The organism is Synechococcus sp. PCC 7336 (assembly GCF_000332275.1).
Taxonomy (GTDB): domain Bacteria; phylum Cyanobacteriota; class Cyanobacteriia; order Thermostichales; family PCC-7336; genus PCC-7336.
Genome location: NZ_CM001776.1, coordinates 4,039,538 through 4,061,129, shown reverse-complemented (window position 1 = coordinate 4,061,129; position 21,592 = coordinate 4,039,538). Strand labels below are relative to the sequence as shown.

The 21,592-nt window shown below is 53.5% G+C and carries 18 protein-coding genes; 9 read left to right on the top strand and 9 right to left on the bottom strand.

Features of this window, described 5'->3' with window-relative positions; translation table 11 throughout:
* The first annotated feature begins 4 nt into the window (after positions 1–4).
* Positions 5–334 carry a hypothetical protein gene (locus SYN7336_RS26815; RefSeq protein ID WP_038026111.1) on the top strand — a complete coding sequence of 110 codons (330 nt, stop codon included), beginning with the start codon at positions 5–7 and terminating at the stop codon, positions 332–334.
* A 143-nt stretch (positions 335–477) separates the two neighbouring features.
* On the opposite strand, the gene SYN7336_RS33100 is transcribed toward SYN7336_RS26815, so the two are convergent.
* Entirely contained in the window at positions 478–852 is a 375-nt protein-coding gene (locus tag SYN7336_RS33100; protein WP_071590816.1) for a biotin/lipoyl-binding protein, read from the bottom strand.
* Between SYN7336_RS33100 and SYN7336_RS33095 the strand changes: the two genes are divergently transcribed.
* The gene (locus SYN7336_RS33095) at positions 851–1,321 is read left to right on the top strand and encodes a hypothetical protein (protein ID WP_071590815.1); all 471 of its coding nucleotides are present in this window, start codon (positions 851–853) and stop codon (positions 1,319–1,321) included. The two genes, SYN7336_RS33100 and SYN7336_RS33095, sit on opposite strands and share 2 nt — an antisense overlap.
* Here SYN7336_RS33095 and SYN7336_RS19200 read toward each other — a convergent pair.
* Positions 1,289–2,644, bottom strand: a complete 1,356-nt coding sequence (locus SYN7336_RS19200; protein WP_227498542.1) for a beta-galactosidase — start codon at positions 2,642–2,644, stop codon at positions 1,289–1,291. The genes SYN7336_RS33095 and SYN7336_RS19200 overlap by 33 nt on opposite strands.
* A gap of 278 nt (positions 2,645–2,922) precedes the next feature.
* On the opposite strand from SYN7336_RS19200, the gene SYN7336_RS19195 reads away from it, so the two are divergent.
* The gene (locus SYN7336_RS19195; RefSeq protein ID WP_017324427.1) at positions 2,923–4,278 is read left to right on the top strand and encodes an IS4 family transposase; all 1,356 of its coding nucleotides are present in this window, start codon (positions 2,923–2,925) and stop codon (positions 4,276–4,278) included.
* A 151-nt stretch (positions 4,279–4,429) separates the two neighbouring features.
* On the opposite strand, the gene SYN7336_RS19190 is transcribed toward SYN7336_RS19195, so the two are convergent.
* Positions 4,430–6,745 (bottom strand): RNA helicase, encoded by a 2,316-nt coding sequence (locus tag SYN7336_RS19190; RefSeq protein WP_017327560.1) that lies wholly within the window; start codon positions 6,743–6,745, stop codon positions 4,430–4,432.
* Positions 6,742–7,107 (bottom strand): hypothetical protein, encoded by a 366-nt coding sequence (locus SYN7336_RS26805; RefSeq protein ID WP_017327559.1) that lies wholly within the window; start codon positions 7,105–7,107, stop codon positions 6,742–6,744. The genes SYN7336_RS19190 and SYN7336_RS26805 overlap by 4 nt, the downstream gene beginning before the upstream one ends.
* A gap of 937 nt (positions 7,108–8,044) precedes the next feature.
* Here SYN7336_RS26805 and SYN7336_RS19180 point away from each other — a divergent pair.
* Both SYN7336_RS19180 and SYN7336_RS19175 read left to right on the top strand, forming a co-directional pair.
* On the top strand, positions 8,045–8,794 hold the full coding sequence (locus tag SYN7336_RS19180; protein WP_017327558.1) for a hypothetical protein: 750 nt from the start codon (positions 8,045–8,047) through the stop codon (positions 8,792–8,794).
* 767 nt (positions 8,795–9,561) lie between these two features.
* Positions 9,562–12,159 carry an Ig-like domain-containing protein gene (locus tag SYN7336_RS19175; protein ID WP_162139123.1) on the top strand — a complete coding sequence of 866 codons (2,598 nt, stop codon included), beginning with the start codon at positions 9,562–9,564 and terminating at the stop codon, positions 12,157–12,159.
* 96 nt (positions 12,160–12,255) lie between these two features.
* Here SYN7336_RS19175 and SYN7336_RS19170 read toward each other — a convergent pair whose 3' ends face one another.
* The 4 genes from SYN7336_RS19170 to hypD all read right to left on the bottom strand — a co-directional run bounded on the left by SYN7336_RS19170 (position 12,256) and on the right by hypD (position 16,107).
* Entirely contained in the window at positions 12,256–12,960 is a 705-nt protein-coding gene (locus SYN7336_RS19170; protein ID WP_017327556.1) for a triacylglycerol lipase, read from the bottom strand.
* 9 nt (positions 12,961–12,969) lie between these two features.
* On the bottom strand, positions 12,970–13,506 hold the full coding sequence (locus SYN7336_RS19165; RefSeq protein ID WP_017327555.1) for a GNAT family N-acetyltransferase: 537 nt from the start codon (positions 13,504–13,506) through the stop codon (positions 12,970–12,972).
* Positions 13,507–13,875: 369 nt separating this feature from the next.
* The gene (hypE, locus tag SYN7336_RS19160) at positions 13,876–14,952 is read right to left on the bottom strand and encodes a hydrogenase expression/formation protein HypE (protein ID WP_017327554.1); all 1,077 of its coding nucleotides are present in this window, start codon (positions 14,950–14,952) and stop codon (positions 13,876–13,878) included.
* 48 nt (positions 14,953–15,000) lie between these two features.
* Positions 15,001–16,107 carry a hydrogenase formation protein HypD gene (hypD, locus tag SYN7336_RS19155; RefSeq protein WP_017327553.1) on the bottom strand — a complete coding sequence of 369 codons (1,107 nt, stop codon included), beginning with the start codon at positions 16,105–16,107 and terminating at the stop codon, positions 15,001–15,003.
* A gap of 120 nt (positions 16,108–16,227) precedes the next feature.
* On the opposite strand from hypD, the gene SYN7336_RS19150 reads away from it, so the two are divergent.
* From SYN7336_RS19150 to SYN7336_RS31220, 3 genes are all read left to right on the top strand, one after another.
* Entirely contained in the window at positions 16,228–17,346 is a 1,119-nt protein-coding gene (locus SYN7336_RS19150) for an AI-2E family transporter (protein ID WP_017327552.1), read from the top strand.
* 582 nt (positions 17,347–17,928) lie between these two features.
* Positions 17,929–18,246, top strand: a complete 318-nt coding sequence (locus SYN7336_RS26800) for a hypothetical protein (protein WP_017327551.1) — start codon at positions 17,929–17,931, stop codon at positions 18,244–18,246.
* Positions 18,204–18,725: a hypothetical protein gene (locus SYN7336_RS31220; RefSeq protein ID WP_071590814.1), complete on the top strand. Its 522-nt coding sequence runs from the start codon at positions 18,204–18,206 to the stop codon at positions 18,723–18,725. Before SYN7336_RS26800 ends, SYN7336_RS31220 begins: the two co-directional genes overlap by 43 nt.
* 594 nt (positions 18,726–19,319) lie before the next feature.
* Here SYN7336_RS31220 and SYN7336_RS19135 read toward each other — a convergent pair.
* A complete protein-coding gene (locus SYN7336_RS19135) occupies positions 19,320–20,513 on the bottom strand; it encodes a Coenzyme F420 hydrogenase/dehydrogenase, beta subunit C-terminal domain (protein ID WP_017327549.1) in 1,194 nt (397 codons plus the stop codon).
* 200 nt (positions 20,514–20,713) lie between these two features.
* Between SYN7336_RS19135 and recO the strand changes: the two genes are divergently transcribed.
* Complete coding sequence (gene recO, locus SYN7336_RS19130; protein WP_227498541.1) at positions 20,714–21,550, top strand: DNA repair protein RecO; 837 nt, start codon at positions 20,714–20,716, stop codon at positions 21,548–21,550.
* The last annotated feature ends 42 nt before the right edge of the window (positions 21,551–21,592 follow it).

Here is a 21,592-nt window from a genome sequence, read left to right as displayed (position 1 = left end):
TAGGGTGAAGGAGCGTTGTATTGCGAGCCAAGATTTGTGGCTATTTCTCCCCTCTCCCTGGGGAGAGGGGCCGGGGGTGAGGGTAGCAGAGCTATCGAAATCAGGTCTCTATCTCTCCAGTTCTCAACTTGCCGATACAGCTTCGGTCAAGTCCCCCACAAGTGGGGGATTTAGGGGGCAGATCGTGACAGTCTCTCCCACCGACAAAACTTCACTGAACAGCCAGTTCAAATCTAGACCGATCGCCATTCGCCACCGTCTCTATTGGCATGACCAATTGCCCCGGCACGATGCGGTGGGTGCCGCTGGCGATGACGCGATCGCCGGGTTGTAGGGTGCCGCGTACGAAGACGCGATCGCCTTCGGAATGGAGGACTTCGACCTCTTGGGGGGAGATGCTGAAGGCGGTGCTGTTGGGGTTGACGGTATCGTTCGGGGTTAAGACGTAGCTGGACCAGAGGCCGCGATCGCTGCGGACTAGGGCGGTGGCGGGGAGCCAGTAGCCGCGATCTTCGATGGTGCTGGCGATGTTGAGGCGGGCGATTTGGCCGGGGACGACTGGGGCATCGGGGGGGAGGGTGAGGATGGCGGTGAGGGTGCGGCTGGGGGAGTCGAGTTCGGGGAGGAGGGCTTTGAGCTGGGCTCGATAGGGGCGGTTGTTGATGGTGAGGTCGTAGGGGGTGCCGGGGGTGAGGCTGGCGGCGGCCCTGCCACGAGTTCGGACAGCACGGCTTCTGCCCGAGCTTTTTGGGCTAGCAATTCTTGTCGTTGGGCTTGCAAGCGTTGGGTGTCGAGTTCGGCGACGATCTGTCCGGGTTCGACGCGATCGCCTTCCTCAACTGCCACTCGCATGACCAAACCCGCTAGCTCGAATCCCAAATCGCTGCCTCGCCGCGCTTCGATCACTGAGGCGGGCAAGCAAACGTTACTGGAGTGGCTGGCAGAACCGTCCGATCCGATGGCGATTCGCGAAGAACTATTGGTCAAAATTCGCGGCGGTCATTTGGTGGAGCCCGAGACAATGCTGGCGGAGTTGCGGCGGCGGTTGGCCGAGCACCAGGAGAAGTTGAACTATTTGCGCGGGGTTGAGGCCGAACACTACCCCGAGCCCGACGAGCTGACGGGCAGTCCCCTGATGATTTATCTGACGATGCGCTGTGGTATTCGCTACCAGACAGCTTGGGTGGAGTGGTGCCGAGAGGCGATCGCCCGTTTAGAGCGTGACTCCAACAGAAAGGCAGGCGATCGCAAGGGCGGCTCGGCGGGTATTGCCCTCAATGGCGCTCGCCTACGGAACCCTACTGCTGCGCCGCTCGATTAAGACGGGGATCTCTCCCACCTCAATCCTTTGGGCCGGAGCGATCGGGAAACTCTCCCCCGCGAGCCGCTGTCCCCAATTCGCCTGCAACCCTGCGGGCACCTCCACCTGCACTGTTCTATTGGGATTCCACACAATCCAGCCCCGATCGCCATTGGCCCGAGCCATCGGACACAGCCGCGTGCGATCGCTAGAAATCTGGCACAATCCCAGCGTCGAGCCCAGCAGCCAATCCTGAATGGCCCCAAACGCTTCCCCTGCCACCGTCACGCTGCCATCCCGCTCGGTCATGCGCAAACCCACAAAATTAAAATTCCGCCAGGAATACCACTGAAAGCGATCGATTCCCGCTGCCCATTGCAGAATGTGCGCTCGCCCTACATACCCCACCGCTCTATCCCCTTCAACCGGATAGGTATCGACTCGCCCAAAGCCCGTTTCCGTATTCCATAACGGCTTATGGGCTTGGCCAGACGCTGCCATCACCTGCCGAAGATCGTGAATTTGCCAGACAATCCATTCGGGGGGCAGGTCGCGGGGCAGATAGAAATGTGCCCCCACAATGTCAGTGTAGCGATCGCCTCCCAACGCAAAATACTCTTTCAACCAATCCGCTCCGCTGCGTTCCAGGCTGGGATAGTCTCCAGCAATGACGCTGGGGGAAATCACTTGGGCGTCGGGATCGACTTGCTCGATCGTCGTGTAAGCGGCAGCGGCTAGTTCGAGCAGGTTGGGGATGCTGCCGGTGTAGAACCAACGGAAGTTGGCTTCATTCCAGAGTTCGTAATAGTGAATGCGACCTCGATAGCGGCTGGCGATGGTGCGAACGTAGGCCGTCCAGTCTTCGATCCGGGCGGGTTCTGCGGGCAGCCCGGAGATGCCGTAGGGGGACTCGTCGGCGGGGCGAGCGGAGGCCCAAGCGGGGGTTTGCCCCAGCACTAAAATGACCTCTACGTCTTGCTGCTCGGCCAAATCGACTAGGGCATCGAGGTGATCGAAATTCCAGCGATCGCGTTCCGGTTGTAGTTCGTCCCACCTCGTTCCCGCATCGTGCAAGCGCCAGGTTTTGAAGGGGACGGCGGGCCAATCTGCGGGGGTGACCCCGGCATAAAGGTGCAGGCCGAAGAATTCGGGGGTGACCTGACGGGCGGAGCGATCGAATGCCACATCTGTCCAGACCACAGGGGCCAGAGGGGGGTCAGCTTGGGCGAGGGCTAACTGAGGGTGGATCGAGACAGAGATCGAGAGCCACGACAGAAATCCGAAATGTTTCATGCGAGCGGGTGGATAGAATGGGCCGAGTTTACCCAACCTCAGTTCGACCAAAGTGTGTCTCCTACCCCTACGCCCCCGCTAAGGGCGGCATCAACCATCACTTTGAGGCTAGAGGAACAAAATCCAGCCAAGCTTGGCGGCTGTTTCTCCCCCCTCCACCTCGGAATTTCCAGTGGTTGGCAAGTACTAACAAAATCCAGCCAAGCTTGGCGGCTGTTTCTCCCCTCTCCCTAGCTATCCATTAGGCACAAGTCGATGGAGAGCTTACTGTGACTGGATTATAAACTGCAGTAGAGACTGAAGCAGTTGTAGCCGGAGGGAGAGAAACCATGCAAGATTGGGTCAGCCAAGAAATCAACCCGATCCACTTCGCCGATTTGCGACATGCAAAGCGGTTGGGGCAGATCGTCACAGACTTGAGTGAGCAGCCCACAGCGAGCGTGCCTCAGGCGAGTGGGAATGCCTCAGTGGCCCAAGGAACCTATCGATTTTGGGCCAACCCGAAGGTGAGCACGAGCAGCATTCTGGACAGTCATCGTGATGGAGTGGTCAGGCGGGCCCTCACGGGCAAGACGGTGCTGGCCATTCAAGACACAACGGATTTCGACTTCACCACTCACCCCCAGACCGAAGGGCTGGGCTTCATCAATCAAAGCCATCAACAGGGAATCAAAGTCCACAGTTGTTTTGCGGTGAGCGGCGAGGGAGAACCCTTAGGTCTGTTGAGTCAATTCATCTGGAATCGCAAACAGCGGCGCGGGAAGAAAGAAAAACGCTCAGTGACTCCCATCGAGCAAAAGGAAAGCTATCGCTGGATAGCAACTCTCGCAGCCGTAGAGCGAGAGCTCGCGGGCCAAGAGCAAGTGGTTCATATTGGCGATCGAGAAGCAGACATCTTCGAACTGTTTGCCCATCCCCGTGCGGACAACAGGGAGTTACTCATCCGCGCAAGGCACAATCGCAAACTTAGCCACGAGCTGGGCAAGTTCATCCCCACCCTCGAACAAGCCCCAGTCTTGGGAGCGATGAGCCTGCAAGTGCAGCGTAATCCCAAGCGAGCGGCCCGCATTGCCCAGTTGCAGGTGCGGGCGATGGCGGTGACGCTGGAGGTGCCATCGCATCACCTCAAAGCCGCGAGCTTAGAGCCCGTGCGCCTCAATGCCATCTTCGTGGAAGAAACCGTCCCCCCTGATGATGGCGCTCAGCCGATTCGCTGGTTTCTGCTGACCAGCTTGCCAGTTGAGAGCTTCGAGCAGGTCTGTCAGTGCATCCGCTGGTATAGCTACCGCTGGCTGATTGAGCGGTTTCACTTCACCCTCAAAAGTGGCTGTGGCATCGAACAGCTCCAACTGCAAAGCTATGAGCGCTTGCTCAAGGCTCTGGCAACCTACAACGTTGTAGCTTGGCGATTGATGTGGCTGACCTACCGCGCTCGACTCACCCCGCAAGCCTCCTGTGAGCTCGTTTTACAGCCTGCTGAATGGCGGCTGTTACGACGCAAGTTTGTGCCGAAAAGTCGCTCTCAAAAGCCACCCACTCTGCAACAGGCAATGCTGTGGATTGCTCGATTGGGAGGCTTCTTGGCTCGCAAGGGCGATGGCAACCCTGGATTGAAGACGCTTTGGCGAGGGCTGACCAAACTCCACCATTTGCTTGAAGGGGCTCAACTGGCTTCTCAAAGCTAGTGCCTGTCTATGGTTCAGCTACTTTTGCCTAATGGATAGCTCCCTAGGGAGAGGGGCCGGGGGTGAGGGCAATGCAGAGCTATCGAACTCAGGTTACCCAGACGAATGCTGATTTCCAGATGCAACATTGGCTGCAGCTGCGATCGCCCCTTCAGAGAACTTCGCTAATGGGAAAGCGATCGATCGCGATCGCAGCTCGGCGGGCGTTGTCCTTAATCTCGCCGGGAATGTGAGGGATGTGGGGGATCTGACTGAGCAGATCGAGGGTGCGGCGCAACAGCCGGACTAAGTCTCCCTCGTCTAAATTCGTGCCCGCTGTTAGTGCTTCCCAGGTCACCCCCAAGGTCCACTGTTCCACTAAACCGGCCAACTTGTACTCTAGCCAAACGGGCATAAAGACCTGATGTTCCCGCTGGGTGCGGAATAGGCGGCGGCGCACCCGTCGCAGCGCGTACAACACATCTTCAACGATGTCGGAGGTGTGGAAGCGGGTGAAGGTGCCCGATCGCGGTTTTTCGGTAATCAAGGCGGCGATCGCCCCTGCCAAGTGATGGGGGTCCAGATCGTCCAATCGACCCGACTCCAGGGCCAGCGCCAACCACAGTTCGTTATCGCCGCGAATGGCAGCGGCAATTTCCCCCATCATGTTGGGCTTGTAGTCTTGTAGGTGTTTGAATTCCGTCAGCACATCGGCTAAGGCTAAAAATTCCAGCCAGCGTTGCTGCTGTGGGCGTCCGGTGGCTTTCGACTGCTGTTGGAGTTTGCGTTCGAGTCGCTGGCGCTTCTCCTGCATGCGAATTAACTTGACGGGTTTGGGAAAGCGGGACACCGGATTGGCGTTCATTTGGGTGTAAACGGCTTCGAGGCGTTCCTGTTGGGCCAACAGTTCGGGGGCGTCTGTCGATTCGCTGTGTTTTTTGAGGTATTTGAGAATGCGGCGCTCTTCCCGCAGGCGACCCTGCAGCTTTTGATAGTCCTGCAAGTGGGCTTCCGTGATGCCTTCCAGAGCATTGTCGATTTTGTCCAGTTCTGCCTGCAGAGATTGCACTTCGACTTGCTGGGGCAATGCCTGTAATGAGAGCAGGTATTGACCGAAGCTACGTTCGATTAGCTCCTTCGTCCGTTCCAGCGAATGGGTTTGCAGTAGGTTAAGCACCATGCCGTAGCTGGGGGTGAATTGGCTCACCAGCGGATCGGCCTCGGAGGTAGCTAGATAGGCAGCTTCGCGGGCTCCTTCGAAGGGGCTTTGGACGGTGACCACATAACCGATCTCATCTTTACCTCTGCGCCCCGCCCGCCCGGACATTTGCAAGAACTCGGAGGCGGTGAGCAGGCGGTGGCCGTCATCCGTGCGTTTGGATAGGGAAGAAATCACGGTGGTGCGGGCGGGCATGTTGATACCTGCCGCCAAGGTCTCGGTGGCGAAGACGATTTTGATCAGCCCCTGCTGAAACAGTGCTTCGATCAGGGCTTTCCAGGCGGGGAGTATACCGGCATGGTGGGCGGCGATGCCGCGATAGAGGGGTTCCAGTTGTTGGGTGCGGATGGCTTCGGGGGTTTCGCGACAGAAGCGATCGATTTGCGCTTTCAGGGCTTCTCGTTCCGTTGCGGAGGTGAGCAGATCGGCATCTCCTAACGTGGCGATCGCCGAGTCGCAGCCTCGGCGGCTGAAAATAAAGTAGATGGCAGGCAACATGTCGCGGCTGCGCAGGTGCTCGACCACACGGGCAATGTCCGGCCCTTGCGGGCGCTGGTCTCGGCGCTGCAATTTCTGCGGGCGGCGGGTTTTCAGCCGGGAATTGCCCACAATTTTGCCATCTTTTTCCTCCAACAGCGGGAACATCCCTTTGCTGTTGACGAAGCTAAACTCCAGCGGTACGGGGCGGTAGTCGGAATCGACTAGCACAGTCGGGCCGTGGACTGCATTCAGCCAGTCGGTCAACTGTCCGCTATTGGCGACGGTGGCGGAGAGAGCAGCCAGTTGGATGGAGGGGGGGCAGTAGACGATCGATTCCTCCCAAACGGTGCCCCGCTGTCGGTCGTTCATGTAGTGGCATTCGTCCAATATCACCGCCTGCACCCCTTCGAGGGAGGTACCCACCTCGCCGATCGCCGTGCCGTAGAGCATATTGCGGAAAATTTCGGTGGTCATCACCACCACTGGCGCATCCCGATTAATCGAAACATCCCCCGTCAGCAGGCCGACGTTCTCGACGCCAAACTGCTGGCCGAAATCCCGAAATTTCTGGTTCGAGAGGGCCTTGAGGGGAGTGGTGTAGAAGACCCGCCGACCCAGCGACATGGCCCGATAAATGGCGTATTCCCCCACCAGGGTTTTGCCGGACCCCGTGGGGGCGCAGACCACCACGGACTGGTTGCGATCGAGGGCGGCGATCGCCTCGGTTTGGAAATCGTCTAACTCGAAGGGAAAGAGTTCTTGCAGGCTGGGCGTTACGGCAGAAGTCACACGTTATTGCCGGTAAATTCAGTAGGGTTTGAAGTTTGGAGATGCTGGGATGGTTGTAGGTATTGTAACCACTGGCGGCGAGCCTCTGGGGAACCGTACCAAAAGCGATCGCCCCGAGGGGAATGATAGGCTCCTGCGATTGTGAGGTTGGTGGCCCCGTCGAGGTGGGCGGCGGCAATGGGGGTAATGCCATCTCCCCAGAGATTGCCGTTCCCGGCGGTGAGTTGGTAGCTAGAGTAGGCTAGCCATTCCGCTCCATTCCAGTTGTGCGGCTGCCACAGCGGGGCTTTGCGACCCAAGGTCGCTTGTCCGGCGACGCACACGTATTTCAGCTCGGGGTGAAAGACACTAACAGATCCCATGGACTCGAAAATCTTAGAGGGTGTTTAAAAAGGTAGTTGACCAGCCTGAAACCCTTATGCTCTCGTTCGGAGTTGATGTCCGTAACCCCCATTCCTTCGTAGACGGTAAACTTCTCGAACACGCTGTTAGATTTGAGCTTATTAATCAATCATAAACCAGCAATGTCTAAATACTTTATTGAGTCCTATTACAAATAGCGCGGGCATCTCTACAATTGATATTGAGTCAAATCTTGGAGTACGTATATTCACTAAAAAGAAAAGAATATTTCCTTACTTAGGATCTCATACTATTTCCATCTAAACTTGCGCTTAATCTTTAGAAACTAAACTGCTTGTTGCCAAAAGCTTTCAGGCGGTTGAGTTACGAAGGGGCGCATCCTGATAGTTGGGGGAGGGCTGCTCAAGGGTTATGTTGATGTGCAGAATTACTGAGATCGCCAACGAGACTTCAAGGGTTTCAGCCTCCCTCACATCGCTTCTGTCACCAGATTGACAAGTCTCCCCAAACCGCTAGATGAGCCCGTTACGAAGTATTAGGTTCAGACTCACATCAGATTGGTATCAGTAGTCGGCTTTGAGGTAATAAAAATATATATTAATTTCCCATCGACTTATCGTATAAAATTAATATGTATTTTCGAGGAAAACACGCTGGAATTGGCAATATTTTTGCGTATACTTTTAATTGATAGCTAAATTAGATTGCCTTTCTGAAAGGAGTTTGTTTTTTCTTCTGGATAGATCTGTTTTTGCTTGAATTATTTAATTGAGGTCTTGGAATACTGATTCTTTCTGGGTTGATACTACAGGATCGTCAGTATAAATTGACAGCTTTAATGTAAATATTAAAGGCATTACATTCATTAGAAGTCAATTTGATTAAAACTTTTTTGTGGCACTCGTGAAGATTTAGGTTCTTGAATGAGGTGACACAATGGATAGAAGATATGCTTTGAAAAGGATTATATCTTTCTGCACGATCTTCCTGGGCTTACTCATTTTTGGGATGAGTGTTCATCAAGATCGCCTGCGAGCACAGACTGAATCTCTTTCCTTATCGCTAGTTAAGGGGCAACAGTACGAGCTTTGTCGGTCTTTAGAGGAAACATTTAATGCAGTCTTTATCCAGTCTGAGGAAGACTTCTGGTGTAAAACCTCCGAGATTTTAGAGCCCCCTCTCTTTCCTCAACCAACCTGGAATGATGTCGATATTTCTGCTGATAGAAAGCTAGCACGTGAAATTTTTCTTCGTGGGTGGTTGGGGCACTGGTTTAGAGACGGAGCGATTGTAGATGACTTTTGGGAGCGAAGAAAAGATCGATTCAAAGAGGAACTTTCTCAAGGGAAAATAAACGTTCAGAGTAGTAATTTTGATCTTAACTTTGACGGCGATCCAGATCTTGTCTATCGATATTCTAGAGCAGACTGTACCTTAGAAACAGGGGATGAGATTCCTTCTGCTTGGTCATATCACGTTTTGGATAGAGACAATCCTATTCTTAGTGAGAATATACTCTTCTATTCTCGTTCTACGCTAGACTCTTTCTTCTTTAGAGGTCGTACTTACCTGTTGGGATTAATAACAGGAGGAGCCCTTATCTATGAACCAAATAATGTGCCTGAGATAGAATCTTTAGCAATGCTGCCAGTGTGTGAATTTAAATGGAATGGAGATGAACTGTGATAAATACACAAAATCTAAACAATAGTGACTATGAAAACCTTAGATTTGAACTCATTAATCAGTTGGAAACTAGTAACAATCTAGACCCTTTGCTCAATCCTATTATAGACATTGAAGGTCTTCCTACAATTGGTGTTGGATTAAATCTTTCAGATGCTAGCTCTAGAAATATTGCCTTTCTTAGTTTTGGCATCGAACAAGATGCCAACATCGATCCAGTAGATGCAGGGTACGCAACGGAACTCATCAACATCATCAACCAAACCTGGACCCCAAGTCAAGTATCTCAATTGAGAGATGACTTAAATGAGGTCATGATGCGGCGTGCAAATGACACTAACGTACTGGCATCTAATCGAAGATCGACATTTGCTTTCCTCGACCGAATGGAGTCAATTGATGCTTTTGACGACAGAATTATTACAGATGAGAATGTAGTAAGCAGCAGGATTTCTGGTGTCAATGATTCATTAGAACGTGCCGTATTAGTCTCGCTTGCCTTTAATAGTCCAACTCTCATCGGCCCTGGCCTGAGGACAGCCTTTAATAATAACGACAGACCTGAGGCTTGGTTCGAAATTCGTCATAATTCCAACCTTGGGCTAGATCTTGGGATCGCGAGACGTAGATATATCGAGTCAAAAGTATTTGGACTTTATGACATCTCAAATCCAGGGCCCAATTTCCAACCTCCAGAAATGGATGCACTAAAAGTATTCAGGACTTTCAATAAGCATGAGGCGCGTATTAGCCTTTATGAAGCTAGCTTGAACGGAGCGATCTCAATTGCCAATGCCGACATTGCTGCAATTAACAGCCGACTTACGGGGATATCAATTGCCAGTATTCTTCCAGTGCGGATGGAATTTGAGCCCGCTAGGACAGTCCTAATCAATAACTTTGCCACACTCCAAACAGACATTCAACAGGCTCTAAGTACAATCGCCCCTGGCAGTCCTTTGCTCGCACCATCGTCACTGGATGGAGTGTATGTTTCTGCTCCTATACAATCTAGCCAAGCTGGCGAGATAACAGCTTTCACTGTCGATCGCAACGGTAGAGAAAGCCAAGCTAACCGGATCTATAGCGGAACCAATGATTTAATCTTTGGAGGCATTGATGAAGCAGGGGTCAGTGGCGGGAACGACACACTGAGAGGAGCGAGTGGAGACGATCTATTTATTGGCGGATTGGGCGCAGACCTTCACGATGGAGGCGCTGGCGAAGATACCGTCAGCTATCTGCGCAGTGCTTCAGGTGTAACAGTCGATCTGCAAGGCACTGGTTTGGGAGGACAGGCTGCAGGCGATACTTACATCTCAATTGAAAATATTCTCGGCAGTCCCAACGCAGACACCATTACGGGTAACGGAGCCAACAATACAATTATTGGATTTGAGGGAAATGATGTCTTGGACGGAGGCGGAGGAGACGATATCCTCTTTGGCTATGTGGGAAATGATGAACTTGATGGTGGAGAAGGAACTGACACCGCTGTTTTTTCAGATATCTTCGACAACTACGAATTTCAACTCTCTGCCGACGGTCAAACCATTACCGCTATCCATTCAGGTGGATCTGGAATTGATGGCACAGATACATTAACTAATATTGAATTCGGACAGTTTCAAGATCGAAATGTATCGCTATCGGGCATCGATCTCACGTTTGTCATTGACGCCACTGGCAGCATGTTTGACGACATTGCAGCCGTTCAAAGCCAAGTCACCCAAATCATCCAACAAACTGCCGAAAACGTCCCATTCACCCGATTTTCGCTCGTCACCTACCGAGATCCGGGACAAACCCAAACCGATTCGCCCTTCACCGCCGACACGAGCCAAATCATCTCGGCCATCAATAACATATCGGTTGGGGGAGGAGGAGACTTTCCCGAAGGCGTCAATTCTGGCTTACTACATGCACTGCGCAACGAGCAAGGGCTGGGGCCTTGGAGGCCGAGTCCGACACCCCGCTCAATTATCCTGATTGGAGATGCTCCCGCCAGAGATACGGAATTGAGAAGTGAGGTGATTGCCCTCGCCAATAGCGAAACCATCTCAATCGATGAAACGATCCTTCTCTCATCCACCAGCACTCTGGCACTAGCGAGCTCTTTTGCGACAGCGACGGCAACTTCAGAACCCACCCTTTTGCCCGTGCAGCCCGTCACAATTTTTCCGATCGCCATTGGAGGCAACTCCCAAACTCTGGCCGATTTTCAAGAAATCGCCACAGCTACTGGCGGCACGTTGCTGACAGCCGTCAATGCTTCAGACATCGTTTCGGTCTTATTAGACGCGATCGAACAAGCGACCCAATTCCCAATCGCCCTGCCAGATTTCGCCACCACTACTTCTACAGACATCACGCTCCTCGACCTGCTTGCTAATGATAGCGATCCGAATGGCGATTCCTTATCTTTAGTTGAGATTGAAGGAATTGCGATTGTGCCCGGTGCCGAGATCCTCATATCTTCGGGGGCATTGCTATCTGTCAATAGCGATGGCACAGTTACCTACAACCCCAACAATCAATTTAACGAGCTCGCCGAAGGAGAGATCTTCTCCGATACATTTACCTACACCATCACTGATGGCAATGGAACAGATTCAGCTCTAGCAACGATTGAGATTGCGGGCACGCTCCCTCTCATTCTGGGGACCGAAGAGTTGGAAACGCTAGCGGGTACATCCGAGGGCGAGCGTCTTGATGGGTTAGGAGGGGACGATACTCTGAAAGGGTTTGGCGGGAACGACCTCATACTAGGGGGTGACGGCGACGATAGCCTTAAAGGGGGAAGCGGCACCGACAAGTTGATGGGCGCTAGTGGTGCTGATTCGCTCGATGGCGGTGACGGCGACGATCTGTTGCAAGGGGGAAGCGAGAACGATTTTCTCCGAGGCGGTCAAGGCAACGACACACTAGAGGGTGGCGAAGGGAATGACGAACTGATGGATACTCAAGGCGATGATGTCTTAGATGGCGGTAATGGTTTGGATACCCTCAAAGGTGGCCTGGATAATGACAGCCTGTTAGGAGGAAATGATGATGACATTCTGTTGGGTAATAGCGGTAACGATACGTTGGTAGGGGGCGCAGGGAACGACCAGTTAACTGGCGGTCAGGATGCCGATCTATTCGTGCTGGCGGCAGGTGAAGGTAAAGATACAGTTGTTGATTTCCGCATCGCTCAAAACGATCGCTTCGGCTTGTCAGGGGATCTCGCGTTCGAGCAGCTTATCTTCACTGCTTCTACAGCCAGTAGCGGTACTGACATCCTCTTTGCCGACGAAATTCTGGCAACTGTCGAGAATATCACTATCTCAGCGCTCAACAATGCCGAGCTGTTCGTCACTCTCTAGATTTCTGGCTGCGAGGTCCCCGAAGTCACGCATCATTCCCGGTGAATACAGTCGGGGCTAGATTACGATATGCAGGCATCGGTGTGCATAGACGCATCATTGCAGGTATTGTAACCACTGGCGGCGAGCCTCTGGGGAACCGTACCAAAAGCGATCGCCCCGAGGGGAATGGTAGGCTCCTGCGATTGTGAGGTTGGTGGCCCCGTCGAGGTGGGCGGCGGTAATGGGGGTAATGCCATCTCCCCAGAGATTGCCGTTCCCGGCGGTGAGTTGGTAGCTAGAGTAGGCTAGCCATTCCGCTCCATTCCAGTTGTGCGGCTGCCACCAAGGGGCTTTGCGCCCCAGGGTAGAGCGTCCGGCAACGCAGACGTATTTCAGTTCGGGGTGAAAGGCACCGGGATAAGTGGTGTTGACGAAATCGAGATTCCAACGGGTCCAGCGTTCTTGGCTGAGGTGGGGGGTGCCCAGGGTAATCAGGCTGGCAACATTCGGAAGTCCGGCCCAAAGGCGATCGCAATAGGGCTCGCTGCCCAGATAAATACGAGCTATCCAGCCTCCCGCCGAGTGGCCGATTAAGTTCACCTGCGGCGCGTTGAATTCCTGTTGAGTCGCGGCGATCGTGGCCTGCAATGCCTCCAGAATGGGGGTCATGGGGCGTCCCCCCAGCGTCGGCAGCCAACTGCGCAGTGTCAGCGGCACCGTGCGGGTGGGATGGCCTTCGGCTGCTAACGCCTGCTGCAGCGGTAGGTATTCCTCCGCGCTGGCAAAAAATCCCGGCAGGATAACAGTGGGAAGGGACATAGCCGACCTTTAGCTATCGGGATACCAAAACATGCCTTTGATACCGTCGGGATCGGGGTTAAAGCCGAGATGCTCGTAGAACCCCACCACATCGGGGTCGGCAAATAGGGTGATGTTGCTGATGTCTTGCGATCGCAAATCGTCAATCACCCGCTGCATCAGTGCTTTGCCCAACCCTTTATTTTGATAGTCGGGATGCAACACCACATCCCACACCGTGGCATTAAAGGTGTGGTCGGAGGTGGCGCGGGCAAAGCCAATTAAGCGGCGATAGTTGCCCTGCTCTCGCCACATGGTGACCACTAAAAAACTATGCTGAATCGCCTTTTTGACTTTGCGAATGGGCCGACGCGCCCAACCGACAGCATCGCAGAGCTCTTCCAGTTCGTATAAATCGATATCGCGATTGTTGCTGAGAAAAATCCGTGGCGGTGGCGGTGCCGCCCCCGCTCCGTCGAGCGTCCTTCTGGCGGAACCATTTGCAACTGCTGGGCCGGAACCGTTGGTTGAGAGGGATGGGGTAAAAAGATTTTTCCAGAAACTCATGCAGAGATCGCGCGCAGGAAGAACAGCACAGCAATAATTGACGAGAAGGCTGATGGAGCGCGATGCATCAATCAGCCCAATTAGTATAACTGTTCCCCACCCCTGACATAGACTGCCACGAGCAAACCGGCTAATTTTGTACGGTTGCTCTCATGCGATGGGAGCTGCTTCCAGGAGATCGACTCGACACAGCGCAGTGACAGGTACTGGTTCTGTCGGATCTGATGAATGGCTCCAAGCGCTGGCGATAAGACGAGCGCAGCCTTTCGAGCGGGGTTCGCTGTAGTCTTTAACCTTAAGGGCCTGTCATCGATTTTCCTCGGTCGGGCTGAATCAGCACCTCAGATTTTTGTCATAGCCAGAGCATGTTTAGCAAATGCGCGGCAGCAAATCTCCACTGAGCATATCGATAAGCCTGCCACTGCCTATGGCATTCTTCGCCACAACCCTAGGGAAGGTTGAGTCGATCGCCGTGCCGATCGACTTTGCTGGCAGAGGGCAATTGCCCGTTGAAACTGAAGGATCTTGGAGGGCATGTCGATTCAAAATAGAAAGCGCTAGGTCTGCTGAGCCAGGTGCCACGAAGGCAATAAATCGCCCTTCATTCGCCACATAAAGCGGGTCGAGCCCCAGAATTTCGCACGCTCCCCTCACCTCTTCCCGCACCGGAATCGTGTCTTCATCAATTTCAATCGCGATCCCTCGGGCGATCGCGATTTCGTTGAGAGCACTTGCCAATCCCCCTCGCGTCAGATCGCGCAGGCAGTGAATTTCGACGCCAGCAGCCAGCAATTCCAACACCTCGCCAGCCAGCGGTGCAGAATCACTGGCGATCGCGGCCTCGAACTCCAACCCCTCCCGAACTGACATCACGGCAATTCCGTGGCGAGCAATATCTCCGTTGAGCAAAATCAGATCCCCCGGCTGGACTTTTTGAGGGCCAATTTCTGTCTCGCATTCGACCACCCCAACCCCAGTGGTATTGATAAACATGCCATCCCCTTTACCTCTCTCCACAACTTTTGTATCGCCAGTAATAATCCGAACTCGGGCTTTGTTCGCCGCCTGCTGCATCGACTGCACCACCCGCGCGAGGCGATCGAGGGGCAGTCCTTCTTCCAGAATGAATCCTGCGCTGAGATAGAGCGGACGCGCCCCCGCCATGGCCAGATCGTTGACGGTACCGTTCACGGCTAGCGAGCCGATATCTCCGCCGGGGAAAAACAGCGGGTCGACCACGAATGAATCTGTGGTGAAGGCAATTTTCTGGCCGGGACTCTCGAAAACGGCAGCATCGTGCGGGGGCGTTTCGGTAGCTTGAAAGGTGGGCAAAAACAGGCGATCGACGAGCTGGTGCATGAGTTTGCCGCCACTCCCGTGGGCCAGCATCACTTTGGAGTGCCGTTCGTACGGCAGGGGACAAGCAAAGTTGAAAGAACTGTCCATTGACTATCCCTTTAATCGATGTGGGAAGAGCGGCTGAAACGCCAAATATTATTGCGGTTCGAGCAGTGCGGGGTGTTGGCGGTATCGAAAGTAGGCAGCACAGGCCCCCTCCGAGGAAACCATTGGGGCACCTAAGGGATGTTCGGGGGTACAGCGTCTGCCAAATTCCGGGCATTCGAGCGGCGATTTTACCCCCTGCAAAATCTCTCCAGCAATGCAGTCCGATCCCTCTCGGCCAGTTGGCAAAACTAGGTCGAAGCGCCGCTCCGCATCGAACTCTGCATAAGCCGATCGCAGCCCCAGACCGCTATCGGGAATGAGCCCGATTCCGCGCCAGTGACGGGGAACCCACTCGAACACTTCTCGTAGCAACTGTTGGGCTGACTCATTGCCTGCCACGCGCACCGATCGCCGATATTGGTTCTCTACCTCTGCTCGCCCTGCCTCTAATTGGCGCAGGCACAGATAAATCCCTTGCATAATATCCAGGGGTTCGAACCCCGTGACCACAATGGGAATGTGAAAGCGTTTGGCGATCGCCTCGTATTCTCGATAGCCCATGACCGTACAGACGTGACCTGCGGCCAGAAATCCCTGTACGCGATTGTGGGGAGAAGACAGAATGGCCGACATCGCTGGAGGAACGCGAACGTGGGCCACCAGTAATGAGAAATTGTGCAGGCTTTCCCGTTTGGCTCGGTAAGCTGCCATGCCAGTGGTGGGGGCAGTGGTCTCGAAGCCAATGGCAAAAAAGACCACTTGCCGGTCGGGATGCTGGCGGGCCAATTCTAATGCATCGAGGGGGGAATAGACGATGCGGACATCGCCGCCATCAGCTTTAACTGAGAGTAAATCGCGATCGCTGCCCGGAACCCGCAACATATCCCCAAACGAGCAGAAGGTTATCTCTGGGCGAGCCGCAAGGGCAAGGGCTTTATCGATTAACTCGACGGGCGTAACGCAGACCGGGCAGCCGGGACCGTGAACTAGTGAAAGTCCCTCTGGCAAAAGCTTCTGGAGGCCGTAGTGCAAAATCGCGTGGGTTTGTCCTCCGCAAATTTCCATCAGGGTTCTCGGCTGAGTCAGCAGTTGCCCAATCTCAGTTGCAGAGTGCCGAATTGAGTCGGCGTCGCGATACTCGTCGATAAATTTCATCTGACCACCTACACTGAGGGGTACTTGTTGGATCGATATTCTATAAGGAATTTATTACCTCGATCTTCAAGAGACTGCTCGAATAGTTGATTCATTCGCTTTAAGGCAGGAGTCAGCGCAGTGAAACTAAATCATTGGATTGGCTTTCTCTTTCTAACGATCGCGTTAGTCATTCTTTGGCAGTTTCGACAGGTGGTCTTGCTGATATTTACAGCAGTAGTACTGGCTACCTCCATCAATGGATTAGTCCGCCGGATCGGGCGAAGACTGGCGATCGGGCGAAAGATTGCAGTGTTTGCGGCAATTAATCTATTATTGCTGGCTTGTGCTGCCTTTGCTGCTTTGGTTATGCCTCCCTTTATCTCTCAATTTGGACAATTAATTCAACTCCTCCCCTCTGGCTTTAGTCGACTCCTAAGGGCGATCGATCGGGCGATCGATATGCTAGAACGCTGGTTTCCAGAGCAAGATTTCGAACTCCTGCCTCAATTCTCCGACATCCTTCAACAAGTTGGGCCAGTGGCAGGGCAATTGGTTGGAAATCTGTTCGAATTTTTCTCGAACTCGGTCCTAACTGCATTGCAATTACTATTGGTCGTCGTACTGACAGTGATGTTTCTATCCGATCCTAAAGCCTATCGAAGCTTGACATTACGACTATTTCCTGCAACTTACCGGCCGCGAGCAGATTCGATTCTGGCCGAATGCGAAAAAGCTTTGCTCAATTGGCTCCGAGGTATATTTTTTAATTCGATTTTTGTGGCAACTCTATGTGCAATAGGTCTTTCTATTTTAGGCGTTCAATTTGTCTTTGCTAATGCTCTTTTGGCTGGTGTCTTTAATTTTATTCCCAATATTGGCCCCGTATTGAGCTCCATCTTTCCGATTTCAGTTGCACTCATTGATTCCTTTTGGCAGGCGATCGGCGTCATTATCCTCTATGTAGTCGTTCAAAATCTAGAAACCTATTGGTTCAGTCCGATGGTTATGCACCGGCAAGTCTCTTTACTTCCTGCGATAACTTTAATTTCGCAACTATTCTTTACGACATTTTTTGGGATTTTAGGATTAATTTTAGCGCTCCCCTTAGCAGTAGTCAGCAAAACTTGGTTTGAAGAAGCATTCGTAAAAGATGTCTTGGATAAAATGGGGCAAGACTCTAAAAAGGAGAGGTCTGTCAGCAAGACATTACCTAAATCTCCTGAGGAGACAGATTCTTCTGTAGGGCACTTCGATTGATTGGGATTCACGCACCTAGAAGAATAAAAAGCAGCTTTTTCTAGAGCAGCTTGTGCATAGATTTAGATATTATTGGTTTCTCAGGCTAGGTCTAATGCAATGATCTTATCTGATTACATCTAAAGACACCAGGTTTCCTTATTGAGCTGCTTTAAACTCCAGAAATATATATCTTTTGATATTGTATACTAGATTCGGTTTAAACCCATTTTTCTTTCCCCTTTGGACGATAATTCTACTCCATTAGAGCCAATATGATAAAAGAGGGATAGCTGCGCTCTCAATGCTTTTCCGGTAGGGGATACTTAGCGCAATCACCTTTCAACGCTCCAAACTCCAAAAGCTCCAGCCGAATGAATCAATCGAACTTCTATTGCTGGCAGATAACTCGTTTCCAGATCGCTATTAATGAGATGGTCAAAACTATCCCTCTTCTGTCAAGTCAGTCATGATGGAGCCAATATCCGCTATACAGATGGTGTGGAGAAAATATAAATATAAGCCCCAGATCTGCTTCTAACGGATTCTATGGCACCAGTGTATAGTGAAGTACCAATGGATGTTTGATAGAGCTAGCTTGTCGTGGATGAGACGCCGATCGTGCCTGCAGCCAAACGGGGAGACAAGAGCATCTGCATGCCAGTCGAGACTGAAGCCCAGTATCAGAGCTTGATGGAGAATGCCGATGCCTGCCGCAGCCATCTGATGCAACTGTGGAGGCGGCATCCGGAGCTATTGCCTGCCCATTTCGAACAGGGCTTCCGCTTTCACAGCTTTGTCTATTCGCGCAAGCTGGGGCTGCGCATGCGTCGAATTGAGTTGCATGCCACCCAAGAGGTCTATCAACTGCGGCGGGGATGGCCGTTCTCTGGAGGTGGGTGGAAGCAGCCCTGTTTGTGAGGTTGTTCACGGATGGAGAACCGCGCTATGCCAACTGCTTTTGGCAACTGGCTCATGTGTGGCTTGGGGGCAAAGAACTTCCCCAGGCTTATGGCCAGCGCAAAGTCTTGCGCGAGGGGAGCGAGGTGGCCAGTAAGGTGAAGCGGAGCCAGGGTCGGCGGCGAGTGCATCGGCGCAAGCCGGAGCATCCTTATACCGCCCTCTCAGCCAAATCGGAAGTCCATGCCAACCATTGCGAGGCTCATAACAGCAGTATCCGTCGCCGCTGTAGTGCCTATCGACGGCGGCAGAACCACTACGCCAAGACTCAGGCGGGGTTGAACCGAGCGATTACGGCTCTGCGCCTGATTCACAACTGGGTACGACCGCATTGCTCTCTACCCAAGGCAACCACTCCAGCCATGGCCATGGGCTTTATTGACAGGCCGCTTACGCTCGCGGAAATGCTCTCCTGCCGGGACTTTCATGACTTGAACTAACCTCTGTCCAGTGCCCGAGTTTGAGGCTGCTTCTCCCCTCTCCCAAGTTTGGGAGAGGGGCCGGGGGTGAGGGCAATGCAGAGTCATCGAACTCAGGTTGGTAAAGCTAAAGCTGCCATCTGCCTGCACGTTGGCTAGCACATCCACAAACTCGGGATTGAGCCCATTGGCAAAGCGGGCTACCAGCCCAGCCACAGCCCGATCGTCTGTGACCTGACCGCTAATAGCGGAGTCGTTAGTGATGCCATCTCCACTCTCAACTCCCGTATCGTTGAGCAATCCAGCTGTCACCACTGGGGCGATCGTATCGGAGCATCGTCAGCAATCTGGCCAACTGCCCCTCCATCCCCATCACCGCCAGAAGCGCGACAAACGTATGCCGCATTTGGGGGGATGGCTGCTGTCGATCCCCGCTGCCCCAACCAGCCCCTTAAAGATTGAATACAGACCGCGGCACAGACTTCCAACGCTGGGGCTTCGACTGAAACACCCGCAGCCGCGTAAACAGACTCCGGCCATGGCGATGGGATTCATCAAACGGCCTGTCGCAATCGCTGAATTGCTCTCATCCAGAAGCTTTGAAGTCTTTACTCCTTAAGTAGACAGTGCCCGATCGGGGAGTTTGTATTGGCTAACAATGCATTTGGCGTATGCCGGGACGTGCTCCTCTAATTTTTGGGGATAATTGCGTTTGACGTAGAGATAATTGCGGGTGAAGTGAGAGTCGATGGAAAAGCGGGCATATTCCAAGCCTTTGGGACCGATTTTTTCGATGACGACCCCCATCAATTGAGCTGCCCACATCGGTAAGGTTACGCCTTTATCGTAGGCAGGAATACTTTGTTGGACAGCGCTTTTGCGATCGCCCTTCGACATCACCGGCTGAAACTCCAGTTGCTCTGCAACTAAATCGAACATCTCCCGACCGGTGTCGTTGCGCACCACCATCCACTGCCAGCCAAAGGGAGCTCCCATGTAGCCGACGACTAAATCGGCGAGGGAGTTGACGTAGTCGAAGCAGCTCATGCAGGAAGGGGCGAAAACATCCTTGAGTTGGTTGGTTTTGAGACCGAAAAAGGGGACGGTTTCCGTCGAACCGTCTTCGTGTTTGAAATGCACCCGAAAGTCTTGCATGAATTCGTAGTGGACGACGGTTTCGGGGGAGCGGCTAGTGGTTTCGAGAAACTTTTGCAAGCCTGCGCGAGTGACGTTATCTACACAGGGAGTGCCGAGAACGTAAAGCTTTTCTAGCCCCAGCTCTGCTTGAACAGCTCGCAGAGCCTGGATTTGGCAGCCAACCCCGATCGCCAGCAATCGCTTCATGCCCGATTCCCGCACGAGATCCAGGATAGAGAGATTGGGGGATAGGGTTGGCTTGTTGACGCGGGCGGCGAGTACTTCTTCTGCCGTACGGGCAATGACAGGTTTGGGCTGGAAGCGATCCTCCTCCGTATTTTGGACGCAGACCACCCCTTCGACCCAGTTGTGCTCCAGCATGGCGATCGCGATCGAGCTGACGATGCCGGTCCACTGCGCCCCTTCGATGGGCTCTAGCTTGCGAGCGGCAGTCATGTGGCTGTGGACGCCGAAGTAAAGTTCGCGATCGCTGTCTAGCTGGCGCGATCGCCCGTGGGCGCTTGCTTCGAGTTCCTCAATGCGCTGAGTGATAAAGGCACAAGCCTCTTTGACATACTGCACGTAGGAGGTATCGCACAGACCGCAGCGGCTGCACAGTTCTTTGGCGGGATAGCGATCGGAGCGGATGGGGCGAGCGGTTTTAACGGGCATGGCGGAGGTGGCAGGATGGCTAGCAGTGACTGCAGTCTGATTGCAGTTTTGCACGATTCATCCTAATTCGGGAATGCTCTGCTGTCTTGGGGCTGTTTCGAGCCGATCCCCTGGTCAAGCTATTGATACATTGCTCAGGCATAGAGACGTTTGACTTGTGCGAGAGGTCTAATGAAATAAGATGGGCATTCGAGATTCGCATGTTGGAGTTATGGCGATCGCCGATGGAACGCAGCAAGACCTATCGAGCTACGGGCATTAACCTGAAAGCAATTCCCCTAGGAGAGTCGGATCGGATTGTGACGATTCTGACCCAGGAACACGGCTTGGTCCGGGCGGTGGCAAAAGGGGCCCGCAAGCAAAAATCCTCCCTCGGCGGGCGAGTCGAGTTGTTTGTGGTCAACGATCTGGTCATAGCTCGCGGGCGATCGCTCGATCGTATCTCCCAAGCCCACATGACCCAAAGCTTCCCCCGCATGCGCTCTAGTTTGGCCCAATTAACCGTGGCCCAATATTGGGCCGAAGTGGTCTTGCATCAGGCCCTAGCGCAACAGCCCCAAGAAGACTTGTTCGTCTTGCTGGTGGAACACCTGCAGCGCCTGGAACAGTCACCCGCCAAAGCAGACGCACTGCCACTGCTGGTCCACGGCCTGTATCACCTGCTGGCGATCGCCGGAATTGCCCCCCAAGTACGTCCCTGCGCAGATTGCCGCAGCAGCTCCGATTGGTCGTTCAGCCCCGATGCGGGGGGAGTCGCCTGCTCGCAGTGCATCGACCGACAGCGCCCCATGCAGCGCACAATGCTGTCAGCTCCCATCCGCACTGTTTTGAAACTCCTGCCAAAACCCAAACTACCCGAGCTGCCAGACCCCGATGTTCGCGCCTGGTTGATGGTCGAAAGGCTGCTGCGCAAGGCGATTCAATATCACTTCGATCGCGCCATCCAGTCTGCATCCTTGGTCGAGTCTTGCTTTCGACCCGCTCCGACTTCCCTCAAAGCAGCAGAGTCAAGCTCGCCTTACCCAGCCAGCTCCTAATGAGGCGGCTCAGCTCTTCCTGCTCGGAGGCCCCGCACTACC